Below are 18,498 nucleotides of genomic sequence, written 5' to 3' on the forward strand. Positions count from 1 at the left end.
AACCGGACGCAAGCGCGACCGTCGCCGCGCCGAGCAGCAGAGCAAAACGTGACATTGCTGTTGTCCTCCAGACATGACGGATAGGCCGCCCCGCCCGCAGCCCCCCCGTTCGCAGCCGCTGGGGCCGCTGGGGTTCACGGTGCGATGACGTGGGACGGGGCATGGCCCATTGGGAAAGACCGGACCGGCAAAACCAATCCGGCCTGTGGCGGAAACGCGCAAAGCCGCGCGCCCCCGTCCGTGGTCCGCCGCCCCCGATGGCGCGCGGCCGGGCGGGGGCGGTGGAAAACCGGCGTGGTGGGTGGCGTTACTTCGCCAGATCGACGGCTTCGGCCAGCTTCTTGACCGCGTCCTGCGAGGTCATGGAGGAGTTGAAATGCGAGGTCACGACGTCCAGGAACGCGCCGCGAACGGCGCCGGGAACCGCCATTTCATGGGCCATCGACGGCACCAGACCCTTGGCGGCGACCGCCGACTTCAGATCGTCCATCGACTTGACGGCGCACTCGTCGAACTTATCGCGCGCCATGTCCTGACGGGCCGGGATCGACCCCTTCAGCACGTTGAAGGTTTCCTGGAACTTCTGGCCGAGGATCAGCTTGGCCAGCAGGGCCTGACCCGCGCTGCGGTCGGCGTTGGCCGATTTGAACATCACGAAGCTGTCGGAGTTGACGATGTAGCCCGCCTGACCGGGCATCTCGGCGCAAACGAAATCCTTGCCCGACACCTTGCCAGCGGCCAACAGCTCGCCCTTGGCCCAGTCGCCCATGATCTGCATGCCCGCCTGGCCGTTCATCAGCAGGGCGGCGGCGCGGTTCCACTCACGACCGGGGAAACCGTCGTCGATGAAGCCGCGCAGCTTGCGCATCTGGTCGAACACCTTAATCATGGTGTCGCCGGTCAACGCCTTCTTGTCCAGCTCGACCAGCGCCTTGCGGTAGAAGTCGGGGCCGCCGAGGCCCAGCACGACGTTTTCAAACAGGGTGGCGTCCTGCCAGGGCTGGCCGCCATGGGCCAAGGGAATGATCCCCGCCGCCTTCAGCTTGCCCGCGACCTCGTTGAATTCGTCCCAGGTCTTCGGCGCGGTGACGCCGACCTTGGCGAACACCTGCGGGTTGATCCACAACCAGTTGACGCGGTGGATGTTGACCGGCACGGCGACGAAATGGCCCTTGTGCTTCACGACGTCGAGGATCAGCGGCGGCAGGATCTTCTCCCAGCCCTCGGCCTTGGCGACGTCGTCAAGGTTGGCCAGCTTGTCTTGCGCCGCCCAATCCTTGATGTTCGGCCCCTTGAGCTGCACGGCGTTCGGCGGATCGCCCGCCAGCACGCGGGAGCGCAGAACGGTGCTGGCCGCGTCGCCGCCGCCACCCGCCACGGGCGCGTCCATCCATTTGCCGCCCGCCGCCTCGAAATCCTGGCGCAGGGCGCCGGCGGCCTTGGATTCGCCGCCGGAGGTCCAGTAATGCAGAACCTCGACGGTCGGCTCGGCCTTGGCCGGAGCGCTCAACAGGCCACAAGCCAGCACGGTGGCCAGCGCGGTCATCGCAACATGCGGCGTACGCAGAAAGCGCATTTTGGACGTTCCCCCTAGACGTTGTTCATTGGATTGCGCCATCGCGGCGTGATGATCGGCGGTGGAGCCGACCGCCGGGCGGCGCTTGACGGGAACTCTAATCGCTGGGCCGTTCGATGCACGGACTATTTGGTAACAGCGCCTTTTCATCAAAGCGCCGTTGTTACACAGTCGTTACAAACACACCCGCGCGGCAAGACCAGCAAGCGCCTTATGATCGCCCTCGCGGATGATCGGTGTGGCGCGCTACACTCGTCGCGCTGTTGATCGGGATTGAGGACAGACCGAAGACCATGGAACGCGCCCGCCACCTGTTGATCGTGGATGATGATCCCGAGATCCGCGACATGCTCTATGACTTCATGGTCAAGAGCGGCTTTCGCGTGTCCACCGCCGGAGACGGGCGGGAGATGGCGAAGGTGCTGGCGCAATGGCCGGTCGATCTCATCATCCTGGATCTGATGCTGCCGGGCGAGGACGGCACCAGCCTGTGCCGGTCCTTGCGCGCCAAATCATCCACCCCGGTCATCATGCTGACCGCCATGGGCGGCGAGGTGGACCGCATCGTCGGGTTGGAGGTCGGGGCCGACGATTACATCATGAAGCCTTTCAGCCCGCGCGAATTGCTGGCGCGCGTCCGGGCGATCCTGCGCCGCTGCGGCAGCGTCGAACCGGCCAAGGAGCGCCCGCGCGTGCTGGGCTTCGCCGGATGGTCGCTCGACCAGGGACGGCGGGAATTGCGGACGCCCGACAATGTGGTGGTTCACCTCAGCCACGGCGAATACGCCTTGCTCTCCACCCTGCTGGAGCGGGCGCAGCAGGTGGTGGAGCGCACTGAGCTTCTGGAAAAGCATCGCGGCGACACCTCGATCCCCTTTGACCGCAGCATCGACATCCAGGTCAGCCGCCTGCGCCGCAAGCTGGAAGAGGGGCCGAGCGGACAGGCGCTCATCAAGACGGTGCGCGGCATCGGCTATCAATTCACCGCGACGGTCGCCGATCTGGGCGAATCCGGCGCGGCGGTCGCCCGCCATGCCGGTTGACGGCGGCTGATGGCGGCGACTGATGACGTTTGAGCGGCCCGTGATCGCCGCCTTGCGCGACCGTCTGCGGTCGGCGCGGCTGCGCCACCGCATTCTGTTGGCTTTCGCCGTTCTGCTGCTGCTGACCCATGGCGCCGCGCTGCTGGCCAACCGGATTCTGGACGACCGCGCGCATGAGTTGCTGACCGCCCATCGCCTCGGCCCCGCCATGGCGGCGGCGGTGGAGGCGGCGGAGCGCGCGGTGTTGGACGGCGTTCCCCCCGGTCCGGCGCTGGCGCTGACCGATCTGCCGGACCTGACCGTCGGCTGGCAGCCGCCCGGCACGCCGACCCCACCGCCGCACTGGAAGCTCGACATCGTGCCGCTGGCCCCGCGCGTTGTTTTCGTGGCGGGGGAGCGGGCGATGCCGCCGCCGCGCCCGGCCCCGACGCCAACCCTGGCCATGGCCCTGTCCACGGTCGCCGAAGACGCGGCGGCGCAACTGCGCGACGCACGGGTGTACATACAACTCAGCGACGGCGGTTGGCTGGAGTTTTCCAGCCCGCGCTATTGGCGGGCGCGCGCCACCCCCTTTGGCCTGCTGCTGGGCGGGGTGGGGGCGGTCGGGCTGGCGACAGCCCTGCTGCTGTGGCTGACCGGACGTCTGGTCCGCCCGTTGGAGGCGATGGCCGAGCAGGCGATCCGCCCCGACGACCGGCTGCACCCGCGCCCCCTGCCGGAAGACGGGCCGGAGGAGGTCGCCGCCATCGCGCGCGCCTTCAACCGCACGCGCGCCGTGCTGCGCGACATGATGGAGGGGCGCACCCATCTGTTGGCGGCGATCAGCCATGATCTGCGCACCCCGGCCACCCGCCTGCGTCTGCGCGCCGAATATGTCGAGGACGAGGCGCTGCGGGCCAAGATGATGGCCGACATCGACGAAATGGCGGCGATGGTCACGGCGACGCTGGAGTTTCTCAGCGACGACGTTCTGCGCGAGGACGTCGAGGTCGTCGCCTTCGCCAGTCTGCTGCAAAGCCTGTGCGACGATTACGCCGACACCGGATCGCCGGTGATCTACCAGGAGCCGCCGCCGCTGCAATTCACCGCCGTGCGCACCATCTTCGGCGGCGGCGGCCCCAGCCCCGACCGTTTCGACCAACCGCGCCCGCTGCGCCTGTCCGGCCGCCCGGCCAGCCTGCGCCGCGCCTTCGCCAATCTGATCGACAACGCCCTGAAATACGGCGAACGGGCCTTTGTGTCGGTGGACGCCGACAGCGCCGAAATCACCGTGGACGTCTGCGACGAGGGGCCGGGCGTCCCCGAAGCCGAGTTGCACAACGTGTTCAAGCCCTTCGTCCGGTTGGAAGGGTCGCGCAACCGCAAAACCGGCGGCAGCGGCCTGGGCCTGTCCATCGTCAAGTCGATCATCGAAGCGCATCAGGGCCGCATTGAATTGTCCAATCGCGCCGACGGCGGCCTGCGGGTGCGGGTGACGCTGCCCCGGATGTTGTGAGCGTCACGCGGGTCCGCCCCGCCCCTCCAACAGATCACGCTCGCCGCCCAGCGCCACCGCCATGAAGTCCAAAAAGGCGCGGACCCGGCCCATCATCCGCAGGTCGCGGTGGGTCAGCAGCCATATTTTGATGCCGGTGTCCTCCACCGGCGGGCCGACCCGGCGCAGTTCCGGCATCCGGTCGGCCAGAGCGCAGGGCAGCAGGCCAAAGCCCAGACCCGCGCGCACCGCCTCGACCAGCGCCGCCACCGAATTGACCCGGTAGACGACGCGATCCGTCGTGACCGTTCCTTTCATCCAACGCGCCATGCTGGTGTGGTCGAAGCTTTCATCCACCCCGGCCCAGTCAGCCTCCCCAAGAGGGGCGTCGCCGTGGCGTTCGGCGACCGCAAGGGCGGCGTAGGGGGCGAAGGCCAAACCGGACAGCGCCCGCCCGACCAGAGTGTCCGGTGGTTGGCCGATCAGCCGGATGGCGATGTCGGCCTCCCGCCGGGTCAGGCTCAGCGAGGCCTCGGCGATGGTCACATCGACCCGGATTCCGGGATAGCGCTCGCGGAACGCCGCCAGATGCCGGGGCAGGACATGCATGGCGATGATGTCCACCGTGGTGACGCGCAGCGTGCCGTCGATTTGGGCGTCGCGCCCCGACAAGCGCAGGCTGGCCGCCGCCAGCGTTTCCTCCATCGCCAAGGCGGTGCGGTGCAGATCCTCCCCCGCCGCCGTCAGGGCGTAGCCGCGCGGCAGCTTGTCGAACAGGCGGACGCCCATGGCCCCTTCCAAGGCGGCGATGCGGCGCAGCACGGTCGAATGGTTGACCCCCAGCAGCCGGGCCGCCGCCGACAGCGACCCCTGCCGGGCGACCGACAGGAAATAGCGCACGTCGTCCCAATCATTCTGTGCGTTCATGCAGACACCATATGCGCCAAAACTGAATTCCCGCTTATTTTCGCACAGTGTAGCGTCTGGGGGAATAACGGAGCGCACAGCGGCGTCTCAGCACGACGCGAATGCGTTTCACGATCACGACCCATGGTTCCGTCATGTCCGATTTGATGAGCGATCCCTTTGTGCAATCCAGCGTGCTGCCGCTGCTGCTTGGCCTGCTGGCGGTCGGCGCGCTGCGCCTGATCGGCGGGCGGGTCGGGCGGCTGTGGGCCAGCGGCGGAATCGCCTTGGCCTTTCTGGCGCTGTTCATTCTGGTGATCGGTCTTCCCGCCTTTCCGCCGCCGTCCAGCATGGGGAAGCTGTTCTGGTCGGTCGCCGCCGGTCTGCTGCTGGGGCTGGCCGCCGACGCGCTGAGCCTGCGGGGCCGCGCCGCCTCCGCGCTGGTCGGCGGTTGGTTGCTTCTGGCCTTGGTTTGGATCGCTTGGCCCGGCCTGGATTCGACCCGCGCCTTCGCCACCCTGGCGGTTCTGGTCGTCGTCGGGCTGTGGGCGTCCTTCGCCGACTCCCTGTCGGGGACGGACAAAACCACCGCGCCCGCCGCCGTTCTGTTGGCCTTGGCCCTGTCGGTCGGCGTCACCGCGCTGATCGGCTCCTCCGCCTCCATCGCCCAATTGGGCTTGGCGCTGACCGCCGCGACCGGCGGGTTCCTGCTGTGGAACTGGCCGACCGAGCGTCACGTCTGGGGCGTGTCGGGCCGCGTCGCGCTGGTTCTGCCGCTGCTGATCGCCGCCGTCCTGACCCTGTTCACCCAGGCCGAATCCGCCACGTTGCTGCTCGCGTTGCCCGCCCTGGCGGCGGAAAGCCTGCGCCGCCGTCTGCCCGTCGGCGAGGGCCGCTTCGCCCCGGCCCTGGCGACGGTCGTCGTCACCATCCTGGCGGTGATCCCGGCGCTGGTCGCCATCGCCGCCGCCTATCTGCTGAGCGGGGGCGAGGCGTCGCCTTACTGACCCGGTTCAGCCCGCCATCCATCATCCCGCATCGTCAACCCACTCAATGATTTGGAAAGCCTGACTCCATGAAAAAGATCGTTTCCGCCGCCGTCCTGTTCGCCGCCCTGACCAGCGCCCCGGCCTTCGCCGCCCCGGTCGCCTACAAGGTCGATCCCAGCCATCTCAGCGTCGCCTTCGTCGTCAACCATCTGGGTTTCTCCAACCTGATCGGCCGTTTCAACACGGCCTCGGGCGAGGTCAGCTTTGACAAGGACGCCGTGGACAAGAGCAGCGTGTCGATGACCATCGACGCCGCCAGCGTCGACACCAACCACGCCAAGCGCGACGAGCACCTGCGCTCGCCCGACTTCTTCAACGCGAAGGAGTTTCCCAAGCTGACCTTCAAGAGCACGAAGATCGTCAAGACGGGTGAGAAGACCGGCGCGCTGACCGGCGATTTCACCATGCTGGGCGTGACCAAGCCGGTGACGCTGAATGTCACCTTCAACAAGGAGGGCGTCAGCCCGGCCACGAAGCTGGAGACCGTCGGTTTCTCGGCGCGCGGCACGCTCAAGCGCACGGATTTCGGCATGAAGTACGGCGCGCCCTACATCAGCGACGACATCGAATTGCTGATCGAAGCCGAAGCCACCAAGTAAATTTTGCAGACCATGCGAGGCGCGGCGGCTTTCGTCGCCGCGCCTTTTCTTTTTTGCGGAGACAGGGCATGCCGGAACTGGTCAACGGGGTGTGGGTCAAGGGCGACGTCGCCGCCAGCGAGATCAAGAACGGCGCCTTTCACCGGGAGCCGACCCGCTTTCGCGGCTGGATCACCCCGACGGGCGAACCGGACGAGCGTGGCGAGGCGGCGCGTCCGGCCCAGGCCGGGCGCTATCACCTCTATGTCTCCTATCTCTGCCCGTGGGCCTCGCGCACCCTGATCGTCCGCGCGCTGAAGGGGTTGAACGACATCGTCGGCGTGTCGGTGTCCAATCCGGTGTTGGGCGAGGATGGTTGGACCTACCCGACCGACGAGGACGCCGGGCCAGCCCTGCCGCGTTTCCGTTTTCAGCACCAGCTCTACACCACCAGCGACCCGACCTACAGCGGCAAGGTCTCCGTGCCGGTCCTGTGGGATCGCCAGGACGGGCGCATCGTCAACAACGAATCCGCCGACATCATCCGTATTTTGAACAGCGCCTTTGACGATCTGACCGGCAACCGGCTGGATCTGTACCCGGCGGCCCTGCGCGGCGAGATCGACGCCTGGAACGGGCTGATTTACGAAACGGTCAACAACGGCGTCTACCGCTGCGGCTTCGCCAAGACGCAAAGCAGCTACGACGAGGCCTTCGACTCGCTGTTCGCCACGCTGGCCCGGCTGGAAGATCATCTGTCGCGCAACCGCTATCTGGCGGGCGAATGGCTGACGGAGGCGGATTGGCGGCTGTTCGTCACGCTGGTCCGCTTCGACGCCGCCTATCACGGCGCCTTCAAATGCAACCTGCGCCGCATCGCCGATTGCCCCAACCTGTCGGGCTATCTGCGCGAGCTGCACCAATGGCCGGGCGTCGCCGACACGGTGAAGATCGCCGACATCAAGGCCGGTTACTATTCCATCGCCACGGTCAACCCGACCGGCATCGTGCCCAAGGGGCCGATTCTGGATTTCACCAGCCCGCACGGGCGCGACCATCTGCCCGGTCGCGGGATCCTCACGCGCGGGTGACGGCGAGAGCGGTGCCGTTTCCGCCATAGCCACGGCTTTCCCTTTTCCCCTATTCTGGCGTCCCGCCCACCCCAAGCGCCCCCGTCGCCAAGGTCCAAGGACGCCGCCATGGCCACCGTCGCCGAAGCCCTTGCCGTCGCTGCCGACCATCACCAGTCCGGGCGCTTGGCGGAGGCGGAAACCCTCTATCGGCGGATTCTCGACATCGACCCGGACAACGCCGGGGCGCTGCATCTGTTCGGCGTGCTCGCCGCGCAGTGCGGGGCCTTCGCCATGGCGGTGGAGTTGATCGGGCGGGCCATCGGCCAGAATCCGGGCGTCGCCGAATTCCACCGCCACCACGCCATGGCGCTCGACCGGCTGGGCGACACGCAGGACGCGGCGGACGCCTATGGTCGCGCCGCCGATCTCGCCCCCGACCACGCCGACACCCAATTCAACCACGGCGTCTTGCTCGACCGGCTGGGCCAACGGGCGGCGGCGGCGGCGGCCTTCGGGCGGGCGCTGGACGCCAACCCGCGCCATGCGGCGGCGGCCAACAACCGGGGCCTCGCCCTGCGCGCGTTGGGCCGGACGGAGGAGGCCGCCGACAGCTTCGCGCAAGCCGGGCGGGCCGATCCCGGATTCGGCGCGGCGTGGTATCATCAGGCCTTGGCCCTCGCCGCGTTGGGCCGGTTGGACGACAGCGCCGACGCGCTGCGCCGGGCGGTCGTCGCCGACCCGTCCTTGGTCGGCGCCCACGTCAATCTCGGCAACCGCCTGCCGGAGAGCAGCGACGCCGGGCTGCGCCATTACCAGCACGCCCTCGCCCTCGACCCCCGGCAGGCCGGGGCGTGGCGCGGTCTGGCCCAACAGCGCCACGCGCGCGGCGAGCAGGCGGAGGCCGCCGCCGCCTTCGCCGAGGCCATCCGTCTGGGCGGCGGCGAACCCATCCTGTGGAACGCGCTGGGCACCTGCCGTTTGGCGGCGGGCGACGGGGCGGGCGCGGCGCGGGCCTACACCCAATGGACCGTCAGCGCGCCCGACGACGCCGAGGCCCAGTTCGCTTTGGCGGTGGCGAGCGCAAAGCGCGATCCGGCGCTTGCCGAACGGGCCTATCGTCGCACCACCCGTCTGGCGTGGCGCGACCATCGCCCTTGGGTCAATCTGGCGCTGCTGCGTCTGGCCGACCAGCGCCCGGCGGAGGCGTTGGCGCCGTTGTGCGTGGTGGTGGCGCTGCGCCCGGATCTGGCGGAACCCTATTTCAACCTCGGCCACACGCTGCGCAGTCTGGAACGGGCGGGGGAGGGGGTGGAGTCGTACCGCCGTGCCCTGCAATTGACGCCCGACGACGTCGGCGCGGCCTTCAACCGGGCGCTGGATTTGCAGGAGCTTGGCCGGATCGACGCGGCGGCGGCGGGTTATCGCCACACGCTGGCGCTCGACCCCACCCATCTCGACGCGCTGTGCAACCTCGCCAGCGTCGTCCGCGCCACGGCCCGTTACGCCGAAGCGACGGCGGGCTATCGCCGGGCGCAGATTCTTCAGCCCGACAGCGTCGCCGCCCACCGCAATCTTCTCTCCTCCATCCTCTATGATCCGGGATGGACCGAGGCCATGCGCTTTGCCGAGCATCGCCGTTTTGAGCGTCTGCACGCTGTGCCGCTCCCCCCGCCGACCAAACCCTTCGCCAACAGCCGGGAGCCGAACCGCCGTTTGCGGATCGGCTATTTGTCCGCCGATTTCCGCAACCACCCGGTGGCCCGCAATCTGGAGCCGGTGCTGGCCAACCACGACCACCAGCGTTTCGAGATCACCGCCTACGCCCATGTCGCCCGGCCCGACGACGTGACCGAACGCTTTCGGGGCATGATGGATTGCTGGCGCGACGTCGGCGCGCTCACCGACGCCGAGGTGGCGGAACGGATCCGCGCCGACGCCATCGACGTTTTGGTGATCGTCGCCGGGCGTTTCGACGCCAACCGCCCGCTGGTCGCCGCCCATCGCGCGGCCCCGGTGCAAATCAGCCTGTATGACGGGGCGACCAGCGGCCTGTCGGCGATGGACTACATCCTGACCGACCGGGTGATGACGCCGCGCGGGCGTTGGGCGGGCGAGGACGCTGAGCGATTCGCCGAACGCCCGATCCGCCTGCCGACCCTGTTCGCCTATTCCCCGATCACCGACGCGCCCGCGCCGGTTCCGCCGCCCTCGCTGACGCGGGGATTCGTCACCTTCGGCAGCTTCAACAACCCGGCCAAGCAATCGGACGAGGTTCTGGCGCTGTGGGGGCGGGTGTTGCGGGCGGTTCCCGGTTCGCGGCTGGTGTTGAAATACAAAAACCTCTACGCCGCCCCGGACTTGGCCGACCGCGCCCGCCGGGTGGTCGCGGAGCAAGGCGTCGATCCCGCCCGCGTGCTGACCCCCGCCACCTTGCAGGACCGCCAGCATCATTTGGCGCTCTATCACGGAATCGACGTCGCTCTCGACCCCTTCCCCTTCTGCGGCGCGACCACCAGCTTTGAAGCCTTGTGGATGGGGGTTCCGGTGGTGACTCTGCCGGGCGGCAACATGATGAGCCGCTGGTCGGCCTCGCTCCTCTCATCCGTCGGCCTGCCGTCGCTGATCGCCGACAGCGCCGACGCCTATGTCGGAATCGCCGCCGCTCTGGCCGCCGACCCGGAGCGGTTGAGCGCCCTGCGCGCGGGCCTGCGCGCCCGCGTCGCCGCCGCGCCTTTCTTGAACGGCCCGCACAAGGCCCGGCAGATGGAACGGGTGTATCAAGCGCTGTGGCGCCGGTGGCGCCGGGGCGCTTAAACGGAAAGCGGATTTCAGGCCGAAACGGCCCGATCCTTCACCGCGCCGATCAGGAATTCCTTGTTCCCCTCCGGGCCGGTGATCGGACTTTCGGTGACGTCCAGCACACGCCAGCCGTCCAAGCCATCCAACCACGCCCGGATTCGGTCGCAAACCTCTTGATGGAGTTCGGGTTCACGGACCACGCCGCCTTTGCCGACGCGGCCCTTGCCGACCTCGAATTGCGGTTTGATGAGGGCGACCAGACGTCCGCCGGGAACCACCAGGGCCAACGCGGCCGGGAGAACCACCTCCAGCCCGATGAAGCTGGCGTCGCACACCACCAGATCGACCGCATCGGGGATCTCGGCGTTGGTCAGACGCCGGGCGTTGGTTTTTTCCAGCACGACGACGCGGGGATCGGTGCGCAGCTTCCAGGCCAATTGGCCATGGCCGACATCGACGGCGAAGACCTTGGCGGCCCCGCGCGTCAGCAGCACGTCGGTGAAACCGCCGGTGGACGCGCCGACGTCCACGGCGGTCAGGCCGGTCGGGTCGATGGCGAAGACGTCCAGCCCCTTGACCAGCTTCAGCCCGCCGCGCGACACCCAGGGGTGATCCTGCCCCTTCAGCGCCAGCGGCGCGTTTTCGGCCAGCAGGTCGCCCGCCTTGTCGATGCGCTTGGTGTCGGAATAGACCAGCCCGGCCAGAATCAGCGCCTGCGCCTTGGCCCGGCTGTCCACCAACCCGCGCTCCACCAGCGCCACATCGGCCCGCAGCTTCGCCATGTCAGGCCCGCGCCGCCGCGTTTTCGAGGCCCAGCGCCTGCACGGCGGTCGCCACGATGTGACGCGCGGTCAGGCCCGCCGCTTCATACTGCTTGGCGGGCGAATCATGGTCGAGATAGAGGTCGGGCAGCACCATCGGGCGGATCTTCAAACCGCGATCCAACAGGCCGGACGTCGCCAGGAACTGCAAGACGAAGCTGCCGAACCCGCCGACCGAGCCTTCCTCGATGGTGATGAGCACCTCATGCTCGCAGGCCAGACGGCGGACCAGATCCTCGTCCAGCGGCTTGGCGAAACGGGCGTCGGCCAGGGTGGTGGACAGGCCGCGCGCGGCCAATTCCGCCGCCGCCTTGCGCGCCTCGGCCAGACGTCCGCCATAGCTGAGGATGGCGACCTTGCTTCCCTCTTGCAGGACGCGGCCCTTGCCAAGCGGCAGCACCGACCCGCGTTCCGGCATCTCCAGCCCCACGCCTTCGCCGCGCGGGTAGCGCAGCGCCGACGCGCGGTCGTCGATGGCGGCCTGAGTCGCCACCATGTGCATCAGATCGACCTCGTCCGCCGCCGCCATCAGCACGATGTCGGGCAGGCAGCCGAGATAGGCGACGTCGAAGGCCCCGGCGTGCGTCGCCCCGTCCGACCCCACCAGCCCGGCGCGGTCGAGCGCGAAGCGCACCGGCAGATGCTGCAACACCACGTCGTGGATCACTTGATCGTAGGCGCGTTGCAGGAAGGTGGAGTAGATGGCGCAAAAGGGCTTGAACCCTTCCGTCGCCAGTCCGGCGGCGAAGGTCACGGCGTGCTGTTCGGCGATGCCGACGTCGAAACAACGATCCGGGAAACGCTCGGCGAACAAATCCAACCCGGTGCCTGAGGGCATCGCCGCGTTGATGGCGACGATGCTGGAATCGGCTTCGGCCTCTTTGATGAGCGATTGGGCGAAGACGCGGGTGAAGGTCGGCGCGTTGGATTTCGGCTTGGCCTGCGCGCCGGTGACGACGTCGAATTTGGCCACCGCGTGCAGCTTGTCCGCCGAGGCCTCCGCCGGGCCGTAACCCTTGCCCTTTTTGGTGACGACGTGGATCAACACCGGCTTGCCGTCGTCGGCGTCCCGCACATTTTGCAAGACCGGCAGCAGATGGTCCAGATTGTGGCCGTCGATCGGGCCGATGTAATAAAATCCCAGCTCCTCGAACAGCGTGCCGCCCGTGACCATGCCGCGCGCGTATTCCTCCGCCCGGCGGGCGACGTTGCGCAGCGGGCGCGGCAACTGGTCGGCGATCTCCTTGGCGAGATGACGCAGGCTGAGATAGGGCTTGGACGAAATCAGGCGCGACAGATAGGCGCTCATCGCGCCGACCGGCGGGGCGATGGACATGTCATTGTCGTTCAGGATCACGATCAAGCGCGATTTGGTCGAGGCGGCGTTGTTCATCGCCTCATAGGCCATGCCCGCGCTCATCGCGCCGTCGCCGATCACGGCGATGACGTTGCGCCGCTCCCCCTTCATGACGCTGGCCACCGCCATGCCCAACCCGGCGGAGATGGAGGTGGAGCTGTGGCCGGCGCCGAACGGGTCGTACTCGCTCTCCGTCCGCTTGGTGAAGCCGCTGAGGCCGTCGCCCATGCGCAGGGTGCGGATGCGGTCGCGCCGTCCGGTCAGAATTTTGTGTGGGTAGCATTGATGGCCGACGTCCCAGATCAGCCGATCATAGGGCGTGTCGAACACATAATGCAGGGCGGCGGTCAACTCAACCACGCCCAGTCCGGCCCCCAGATGGCCGCCCGTCACCGACACGGCGGCGATGGTTTCGGTGCGCAGTTCGTCGGCGAGTTGGCGGAGCTGTTCGGGCTTGAGCGCGCGCAGATGGGCCGGAGTCGGGCACAGGTCGAGCAGCGGGGTTTTGGTGACGGTCACGTCGGTTGTTCCTCCGCTCAGGCGCGCCGCGCGACGACGAATTCGGCGACCGCCTTCAACAGATGGGCGCGGCCCTCGAAAATGTCCAAATGCGCCACGGCTTGCCCGGCCAGCATGTCGGCCTGGGCGCGGGCGCGGTCACGGCCCAGAATGGAGACGAAGGTCGCCTTCCCGGCCTCGGCGTCGCGCCCGACGCTTTTGCCGGTTTCCGCCTCGGTCCCCTCGACGTCCAGCAGATCATCGACGATCTGGAAGGCCAGCCCCAAATCATGGGCGTAGGCGCGCAGGGCGGTCCGTTGCGGCGGCGAAGCCTTGCCCAGAATTCCCCCGGCCTCGCAGGAAAAGGCGATCATCTCGCCGGTTTTCATGCGTTGCAGGCGGGTCGTGGTCCCCAGATCGAAGGCTTCGCGTTCGGCGATCAAATCCAGCATCTGGCCGCCGACCATGCCGTGACCGCCCGCCGCCTTGGCCAGCGCCGCGACCAACTGGCAGCGGATGTTGGGGTCTTCATGGGTTTCGTGATCGGCCAACAGCTCGAACGCCAAGGTCAGCAGGCCGTCGCCCGCCAGAATGGCGGTCGCCTCGTCGAACGCCTTGTGGCAGGTCGGCTTGCCGCGCCGCAGGTCGGAATCGTCCATCGCCGGAAGATCGTCGTGAATCAGCGAGTAGCTGTGGACCATCTCCACCGCCGCCGCGACGCGCACCGCGCAATCGGGGTTGACGCCGAACAGATCGGCCGATTGCAGGACCAGAAAGGGCCGCAGCCGCTTGCCGCCGTTCAGGCAGCCATAGCGCATGGCGTCGAACACCCGCGCCTCAGCCAGATCGGTGGAGGGCAGCAAACGACCGATGGTGTCTTCGACGGTCCGCGCGCAATCGGCCATCGCCTGTTTCAAAATGGTCTGCACGTCAGTCAATCCGGGCGGGTTCGGCGCCGATGGTTCCATCGGCGCTCACGGTGATGCGGTCGATCTTGGCCTGGGCGTCGCGCAGCTTGGCTTCGCAATGGCGCTTCAGGGCGGTGCCGCGCTCGTAGGACGAAATGGCGTCGTCGAGCTTGCCGCGTCCTTCTTCAAGCTGGCGGACGATCCGTTCCAACTCGGCCAGGGCGTCCTCGAAGCTGAGGGCGGCGATGTCCGGCGGAACGGAGGCCAAAGACGGGGCGGGGGCGATCATCGAAGAAGAGGACATGGCTGAACCGTGGTGAACCTGCGTTGGCGAAGGTAGGCTCCCCCTTCGTCCGGCGCAAGACTTGTGGCGGTTCGCCGTCCTGTCCACAGAGGGTGAAGGGCCGCTTTGCGGGCGGCCTCACCCCGTCAGCAATACATCAACTCGCGCACATGGGCGGCGCTGGCCGACGCCAGAGCGCGCAGGTTGTAGCCGCCTTCCAACACCGAAACGATGCGGGCGCCGCAATGGGTGCGGGCCAACTCGCCCAGCTTGCGCGTCGCCCAGACGAAATCATCGTCGATGAAGTGCAACCCGGCCATCGGATCGCGCGAATGGGCGTCGAATCCCGCCGAGATGATGAGCAGATCCGGTTTGAAATGGTCGATGGCGGGCAAGACGATGTGGGTCATCGCGTGGCGGAATTCCGGCGACCCGGCCATGGCGGGCAGGGGGGCGTTGACGCAGTTGCCGTATTCGCCCTTTTCGCCCGCGTCGCCGGTGCCGGGATACAGCGGCGATTGGTGGGTCGAGCAATAGAGCAGGTCAGGGTCGTGCTGGAAAATATCTTGGGTGCCGTTGCCGTGATGCACGTCGAAATCCATGACGGCGACCCGCTGCAAGCCATGGGCGGCCCGCGCGTGAAAGGCGCCGACGGCGGCGTTGTTGAACAGGCAGAAGCCCATCGGCTTTTCCCGTTCGGCGTGGTGCCCCGGCGGGCGGACGGCGCAAAAGGCGTTGCGCGACTGGCCGGTCGCCACGGAATCCACCGCCGCGACCACCGCGCCCGCCGCGCGCAAGGCGGCCTCGCCCGAACCCGGCGACACCACCGTGTCGCCGTCGATGCCGACATGCTCGGTCGCCGGGATGGCGCTCATCACCCGATCAATGTGTGATTGCGGATGGGCGCGCAGAAGCTGTTCCACCGTCGCGCGCGGCGCTTCCTGCCGTTCGAGCATGTGGAACTCTTCCGTTTCCAGCGCGGCCAGGACGGCGCGCAGGCGGTCGGCGCATTCCGGGTGGCCCAGGCCCGTGTCGTGATCCAGGCAAGCCGCGTGCGTGAACAGGGTGGTGAACATGGCGGTTCGGTCGTTTTTCGTTGGCGTTCAGGACGTTTCCCAACACCATTCTTCCCGGATCGCTCATGAAAGTACAGGTGGAATGCAGGACGATTCGTCACATCCACAACCGGCGCCGATCCCCTTTCGGTGGGGAGTGGCGGCTGGTTTCAAATGATCCGTTCGATTACGAAACGATAGATCCCGTCAAGCTGGTCGCTCGACCGCAGGGCGTTTCCGGTCGCTTCGCAAAAAGCTGGGAAATCCTTGACCGCGCCGGGATCGGTCGCCTCCACCGTCAAGGTGTCGCCGATGGCGATGGCCTTCAACGCCTTGCGCGCGCGCAAGACCGGCAGCGGGCATTGCAAGCCCTTGGCGTTCAACGGGTAATCAGTCATGGGATGAGCGTAGCCGAGCCTCCGTCTCCTGTCCATGCGGTCGGTTGCACGAGAGATGGGGCGAGGGGCGCCGCCTTCTGTCATATGCCGGATATCCACAAGTGGACAAAATTGCTCAAGCAGGAATATGATTGAACACAAAGTATTTTCTTGCCGGACGGCCTGCGCCGCCCGAGCTTGAAGGATCTGTGAACGGTCAAGGCGACGGTAGCCCATGAAAATTGAGGATTTGCAGGCCAACGCCCGGCGCGCGAGCGCGTTGCTGAAGGCCATGTGCAACGAACGCCGGTTGCTGATCTTGTGCTATTTAAGCCAGGGCGAACGCTCCGTCGGCGAGCTTGAAGATCTTGTGGGCTTGAGCCAGTCGGCTTTGTCGCAGCATCTGGCGCGGCTGCGTCGTGACAAGCTGGTGCGCACCCGACGCAGCGCGCAGAACATCTATTATTCTCTGAATGGGCATGAGGCGCAGACCATCATGGGGACTCTGCACAGCCTTTATTGCGAGCCATCCGAATTCGCCACGGACGACGACAGCATGACGGTTGACGCCTCATCCAACCACGACCACGCGCCGGTTTAAGCCAGGTCCGAGTGACGGGGTGCGGCCCCTCCCGTTCAGTCGGCCCAGCGCCCCACCAACGCCGCTCCCCCCAGAACAAGCCAGCCAATGATGAGGGCCGACCCGCCCAACGGGGCCGTCATGCTGATCGGCAGGTTGATAGACAGGGCAGTGGTGTAGAGCGTTCCGCAAAACAGCAAGATTCCAACGACGAACAGCCAGCCAGCCAGCCGCGTCAGCCAGCGCGCCGCGCCGCTGGATCGCCGCGCCAGAAGCGCCAACGCCAACAGCGCCAGAGCGTGCCAAAGCTGGTATTCCCCCGCCAATTGAAACAACCCCTGCGCGTGCGAATCCCCGGCCAAACCGTGGCGGGCGTAGGCTCCGGCCCCCACGGCGATGGCGCCGTTGACGCTGGCGAAGGCGATCCACCCACGATTGATGTCCGTCATCAAAAAATCCCGTTTTGTGATTTGGCGGCAGAGCGAAACGGATGGCTGTTTGGTCGGCTCAGGGGCGGGAAAAATTGGCCCGCAATTTGCTGGTAACGGTTCGCAGAGCCGATTTTAGCGACCCCACAGTGCGACTCCAAGACCGGATGTGCAACCTGATTTGCATTTTGCCAAAGACCCGCCATGGACGGTGACATTTTGCATCATGGTACGGCCAAAACCGGGGCCTTGTTTGACCCCGCCACCCTTCTGCGTCTGGCCTTGGCCACGGCGAAACCCGCCGCTGAGGCGCGCGGCGTCGCCCTGGATTTGGCGGTTTTGCCTGACACGCCGCGCGGTCTTGTCGGGGATGTCGGCGCGGTCGGATTTCTGGTGAACGCCCTGTTGCTCAGCGCCATCGACAACAGCCCATCCTGCCCGCTGACGTTGCGTCTGTCCGTTCAGTCCAACGGCTCCGATCACGCGGCTTTGCGCATTGCGATGAGAGGATGTTTTGACGTTGTCGATGGTTTTGGCCTGGGGATGGCGCAGCGATTGATGGCGGAACGGGGCGCGCGGTTGACCATCGAGTCGTCGCCTGGAACCGAGCAGACCATCCTGCTGGTCATGCCGGTTGGATTGCCCGCCCGGATGACCGACGCCGAACGGTTGATGAGCTGGGCGCGCACCCGGGGCGGGCGTTTGCTGGTGGTCGATGATAGCGCAACCAACCGGATGGTCACGGCGGGGCTGCTGTCCAAGGTCGGCTTTTCGGTGGAACTCGCCACCGGCGGGGCGGAGGCGGTGGTCGCCGTCGCCAAATCGGCGGTTCCGCCCGAAGCCGTGTTGATGGACGTCGCCATGCCCGACGTGGACGGCATCGCGGCGACCACCACCATCCGCTCCTTGTCGGGGGAGCGGGGGCGCATTCCAATCATCGCCGTCACCGCCAACGCTCAGCCCGAAGACCGCAGCCGTTGTTTGGCGGCGGGGATGAACGACTATGTCACCAAGCCGGTGCGCCGGGCCGATTTGCTGGCGGCGTTGGAGCGATGGCTGACCCCACCGGGCTGAGCGGGGCGCAACCTCCAAGACTCTGACGTCAAAAGGACGAGTTCGGCTCCAGAAGGAAAGCGGCTTCCTCCGCCGTGCTGTCTCGCCCAAGGATGGCGTTTCGGTGTGGGAAACGCCCGAACCGTTCGATCACCGCCCGGTGCCGGTTGGCGTAATCCACGGTCACGGCGTCGCCCACCCGTTCGCTGAACAGCGCGACGGAACGATTCTGACTGTCCATATCCTCGTGATGCTCCAACGGCAGATAGAGGAAGATCCGCTCGTCCGTCGTGCATTCCAGATCAAAACCGTTGGCCAGCGCGTGTTCAGCCACGGCGCGGGCCTTGGCGTCGGTGGCGAAGCTGCGGGGATCGCCCCGAAAGATGTTGCGCGGAACCTGATCGAGCAGGATGCACAGCGCCAGACAACCGTCCACGTCCTCCATCCAGGAATCATAGTCGCCACGGGCGGCGGCGGCGTGTGGCTCGCCCAGCGTGTCGGCGACCGCGCGGTCGAAACTGTCCGACTTGCGGAACCAATAGGGCTTCATCGCGTCGTCGAACCAAAAATCCACGATCTCGTCGATCAGACTGTCCACCATCGCCGTTCCTCGCTCTCAAGCCCGACAGACCCTGTTCCC

18 protein-coding genes are annotated in these 18,498 nt (G+C 67.0%); 8 read left to right on the plus strand and 10 right to left on the minus strand.

Translation table 11 applies throughout. The annotated features are described in order from the left end of the window. Positions 1-307: 307 nt before the first annotated feature. Positions 308-1,576: an ABC transporter substrate-binding protein gene (locus tag ACODS4_RS25930; RefSeq protein ID WP_488868555.1), complete on the minus strand. Its 1,269-nt coding sequence runs from the start codon at positions 1,574-1,576 to the stop codon at positions 308-310. A 293-nt stretch (positions 1,577-1,869) separates the two neighbouring features. On the opposite strand from ACODS4_RS25930, the gene ACODS4_RS25935 reads away from it, so the two are divergent. Further along, positions 1,870-2,619 carry a response regulator gene (locus tag ACODS4_RS25935; RefSeq protein ID WP_488868556.1) on the plus strand — a complete coding sequence of 250 codons (750 nt, stop codon included), beginning with the start codon at positions 1,870-1,872 and terminating at the stop codon, positions 2,617-2,619. A 22-nt stretch (positions 2,620-2,641) separates the two neighbouring features. Beyond that, positions 2,642-4,114 carry an ATP-binding protein gene (locus ACODS4_RS25940; RefSeq protein ID WP_488868557.1) on the plus strand — a complete coding sequence of 491 codons (1,473 nt, stop codon included), beginning with the start codon at positions 2,642-2,644 and terminating at the stop codon, positions 4,112-4,114. Positions 4,115-4,117: 3 nt separating this feature from the next. On the opposite strand, the gene ACODS4_RS25945 is transcribed toward ACODS4_RS25940, so the two are convergent. After that, positions 4,118-5,020, minus strand: a complete 903-nt coding sequence (locus ACODS4_RS25945) for a LysR family transcriptional regulator (RefSeq protein WP_488868558.1) — start codon at positions 5,018-5,020, stop codon at positions 4,118-4,120. Positions 5,021-5,154: 134 nt separating this feature from the next. Here ACODS4_RS25945 and ACODS4_RS25950 point away from each other — a divergent pair, with 134 nt between their 5' ends. The 4 genes from ACODS4_RS25950 (at position 5,155) to ACODS4_RS25965 (ending at position 10,513) form a co-directional block, all read left to right on the plus strand. Further along, positions 5,155-6,006 (plus strand): hypothetical protein, encoded by an 852-nt coding sequence (locus tag ACODS4_RS25950; RefSeq protein WP_488868559.1) that lies wholly within the window; start codon positions 5,155-5,157, stop codon positions 6,004-6,006. Between the two features lie 68 nt (positions 6,007-6,074). After that, complete coding sequence (locus ACODS4_RS25955; protein ID WP_488868560.1) at positions 6,075-6,647, plus strand: YceI family protein; 573 nt, start codon at positions 6,075-6,077, stop codon at positions 6,645-6,647. A gap of 68 nt (positions 6,648-6,715) precedes the next feature. Continuing rightward, the gene (locus ACODS4_RS25960) at positions 6,716-7,717 is read left to right on the plus strand and encodes a glutathione S-transferase family protein (protein ID WP_488868561.1); all 1,002 of its coding nucleotides are present in this window, start codon (positions 6,716-6,718) and stop codon (positions 7,715-7,717) included. Positions 7,718-7,825: 108 nt separating this feature from the next. Beyond that, a complete protein-coding gene (locus ACODS4_RS25965; protein WP_488868562.1) occupies positions 7,826-10,513 on the plus strand; it encodes a tetratricopeptide repeat protein in 2,688 nt (895 codons plus the stop codon). Positions 10,514-10,527: 14 nt separating this feature from the next. On the opposite strand, the gene ACODS4_RS25970 is transcribed toward ACODS4_RS25965, so the two are convergent. The 6 genes from ACODS4_RS25970 to ACODS4_RS25995 all read right to left on the minus strand — a co-directional run bounded on the left by ACODS4_RS25970 (position 10,528) and on the right by ACODS4_RS25995 (position 15,818). After that, positions 10,528-11,280, minus strand: coding sequence for a TlyA family RNA methyltransferase (locus tag ACODS4_RS25970; RefSeq protein WP_488868563.1), 753 nt, complete (start codon positions 11,278-11,280; stop codon positions 10,528-10,530). Between the two features lies 1 nt (position 11,281). Beyond that, the gene (gene dxs / locus ACODS4_RS25975) at positions 11,282-13,195 is read right to left on the minus strand and encodes a 1-deoxy-D-xylulose-5-phosphate synthase (protein ID WP_488868564.1); all 1,914 of its coding nucleotides are present in this window, start codon (positions 13,193-13,195) and stop codon (positions 11,282-11,284) included. Between the two features lie 17 nt (positions 13,196-13,212). Continuing rightward, a complete protein-coding gene (locus tag ACODS4_RS25980; RefSeq protein ID WP_488868565.1) occupies positions 13,213-14,142 on the minus strand; it encodes a polyprenyl synthetase family protein in 930 nt (309 codons plus the stop codon). Beyond that, a complete protein-coding gene (locus ACODS4_RS25985; RefSeq protein ID WP_488868566.1) occupies positions 14,105-14,386 on the minus strand; it encodes an exodeoxyribonuclease VII small subunit in 282 nt (93 codons plus the stop codon). The genes ACODS4_RS25980 and ACODS4_RS25985 overlap by 38 nt, the downstream gene beginning before the upstream one ends. Positions 14,387-14,511: 125 nt before the next feature. Beyond that, positions 14,512-15,441, minus strand: a complete 930-nt coding sequence (locus ACODS4_RS25990) for a histone deacetylase family protein (RefSeq protein ID WP_488868567.1) — start codon at positions 15,439-15,441, stop codon at positions 14,512-14,514. A 149-nt stretch (positions 15,442-15,590) separates the two neighbouring features. Then, entirely contained in the window at positions 15,591-15,818 is a 228-nt protein-coding gene (locus ACODS4_RS25995) for a sulfurtransferase TusA family protein (RefSeq protein ID WP_488868568.1), read from the minus strand. 214 nt (positions 15,819-16,032) lie between these two features. Between ACODS4_RS25995 and ACODS4_RS26000 the strand changes: the two genes are divergently transcribed. Then, positions 16,033-16,398, plus strand: coding sequence for an ArsR/SmtB family transcription factor (locus ACODS4_RS26000; RefSeq protein ID WP_488868569.1), 366 nt, complete (start codon positions 16,033-16,035; stop codon positions 16,396-16,398). Positions 16,399-16,433: 35 nt separating this feature from the next. On the opposite strand, the gene ACODS4_RS26005 is transcribed toward ACODS4_RS26000, so the two are convergent. After that, positions 16,434-16,826, minus strand: a complete 393-nt coding sequence (locus ACODS4_RS26005; RefSeq protein ID WP_488868570.1) for a DUF423 domain-containing protein — start codon at positions 16,824-16,826, stop codon at positions 16,434-16,436. Positions 16,827-17,009: 183 nt separating this feature from the next. On the opposite strand from ACODS4_RS26005, the gene ACODS4_RS26010 reads away from it, so the two are divergent. Beyond that, positions 17,010-17,879 (plus strand): response regulator, encoded by an 870-nt coding sequence (locus tag ACODS4_RS26010; RefSeq protein ID WP_488868571.1) that lies wholly within the window; start codon positions 17,010-17,012, stop codon positions 17,877-17,879. Positions 17,880-17,907: 28 nt separating this feature from the next. On the opposite strand, the gene ACODS4_RS26015 is transcribed toward ACODS4_RS26010, so the two are convergent. Then, complete coding sequence (locus ACODS4_RS26015) at positions 17,908-18,459, minus strand: DUF924 family protein (RefSeq protein ID WP_488868572.1); 552 nt, start codon at positions 18,457-18,459, stop codon at positions 17,908-17,910. Positions 18,460-18,498 lie beyond the last annotated feature (39 nt).

The organism is Azospirillum sp. FG154, from assembly GCF_057809575.1.

Bases quoted from the DNA above. Each gene is read 5' to 3' on its own strand.
- ACODS4_RS25965 (WP_488868562.1), top strand. From the start codon at position 7,826: ATGGCCACCGTCGCCGAAGCCCTTGCCGTCGCTGCCGACCATCACCAG.
- ACODS4_RS26000 (WP_488868569.1), top strand. From the start codon at position 16,033: ATGAAAATTGAGGATTTGCAGGCCAACGCCCGGCGCGCGAGCGCGTTG.
- ACODS4_RS25985 (WP_488868566.1), bottom strand. From the start codon at position 14,386: ATGTCCTCTTCTTCGATGATCGCCCCCGCCCCGTCTTTGGCCTCCGTT.
- ACODS4_RS25940 (WP_488868557.1), top strand. From the start codon at position 2,642: ATGACGTTTGAGCGGCCCGTGATCGCCGCCTTGCGCGACCGTCTGCGG.
- ACODS4_RS25960 (WP_488868561.1), top strand. From the start codon at position 6,716: ATGCCGGAACTGGTCAACGGGGTGTGGGTCAAGGGCGACGTCGCCGCC.
- ACODS4_RS25945 (WP_488868558.1), bottom strand. From the start codon at position 5,020: ATGAACGCACAGAATGATTGGGACGACGTGCGCTATTTCCTGTCGGTC.
- ACODS4_RS25955 (WP_488868560.1), top strand. From the start codon at position 6,075: ATGAAAAAGATCGTTTCCGCCGCCGTCCTGTTCGCCGCCCTGACCAGC.
- ACODS4_RS26010 (WP_488868571.1), top strand. From the start codon at position 17,010: ATGGACGGTGACATTTTGCATCATGGTACGGCCAAAACCGGGGCCTTG.
- ACODS4_RS25970 (WP_488868563.1), bottom strand. From the start codon at position 11,280: ATGGCGAAGCTGCGGGCCGATGTGGCGCTGGTGGAGCGCGGGTTGGTG.
- ACODS4_RS25930 (WP_488868555.1), bottom strand. From the start codon at position 1,576: ATGCGCTTTCTGCGTACGCCGCATGTTGCGATGACCGCGCTGGCCACC.
- ACODS4_RS26015 (WP_488868572.1), bottom strand. From the start codon at position 18,459: ATGGTGGACAGTCTGATCGACGAGATCGTGGATTTTTGGTTCGACGAC.
- ACODS4_RS25980 (WP_488868565.1), bottom strand. From the start codon at position 14,142: ATGGAACCATCGGCGCCGAACCCGCCCGGATTGACTGACGTGCAGACC.
- ACODS4_RS25990 (WP_488868567.1), bottom strand. From the start codon at position 15,441: ATGTTCACCACCCTGTTCACGCACGCGGCTTGCCTGGATCACGACACG.
- ACODS4_RS25995 (WP_488868568.1), bottom strand. From the start codon at position 15,818: ATGACTGATTACCCGTTGAACGCCAAGGGCTTGCAATGCCCGCTGCCG.
- ACODS4_RS25935 (WP_488868556.1), top strand. From the start codon at position 1,870: ATGGAACGCGCCCGCCACCTGTTGATCGTGGATGATGATCCCGAGATC.
- ACODS4_RS25950 (WP_488868559.1), top strand. From the start codon at position 5,155: ATGTCCGATTTGATGAGCGATCCCTTTGTGCAATCCAGCGTGCTGCCG.
- ACODS4_RS26005 (WP_488868570.1), bottom strand. From the start codon at position 16,826: ATGACGGACATCAATCGTGGGTGGATCGCCTTCGCCAGCGTCAACGGC.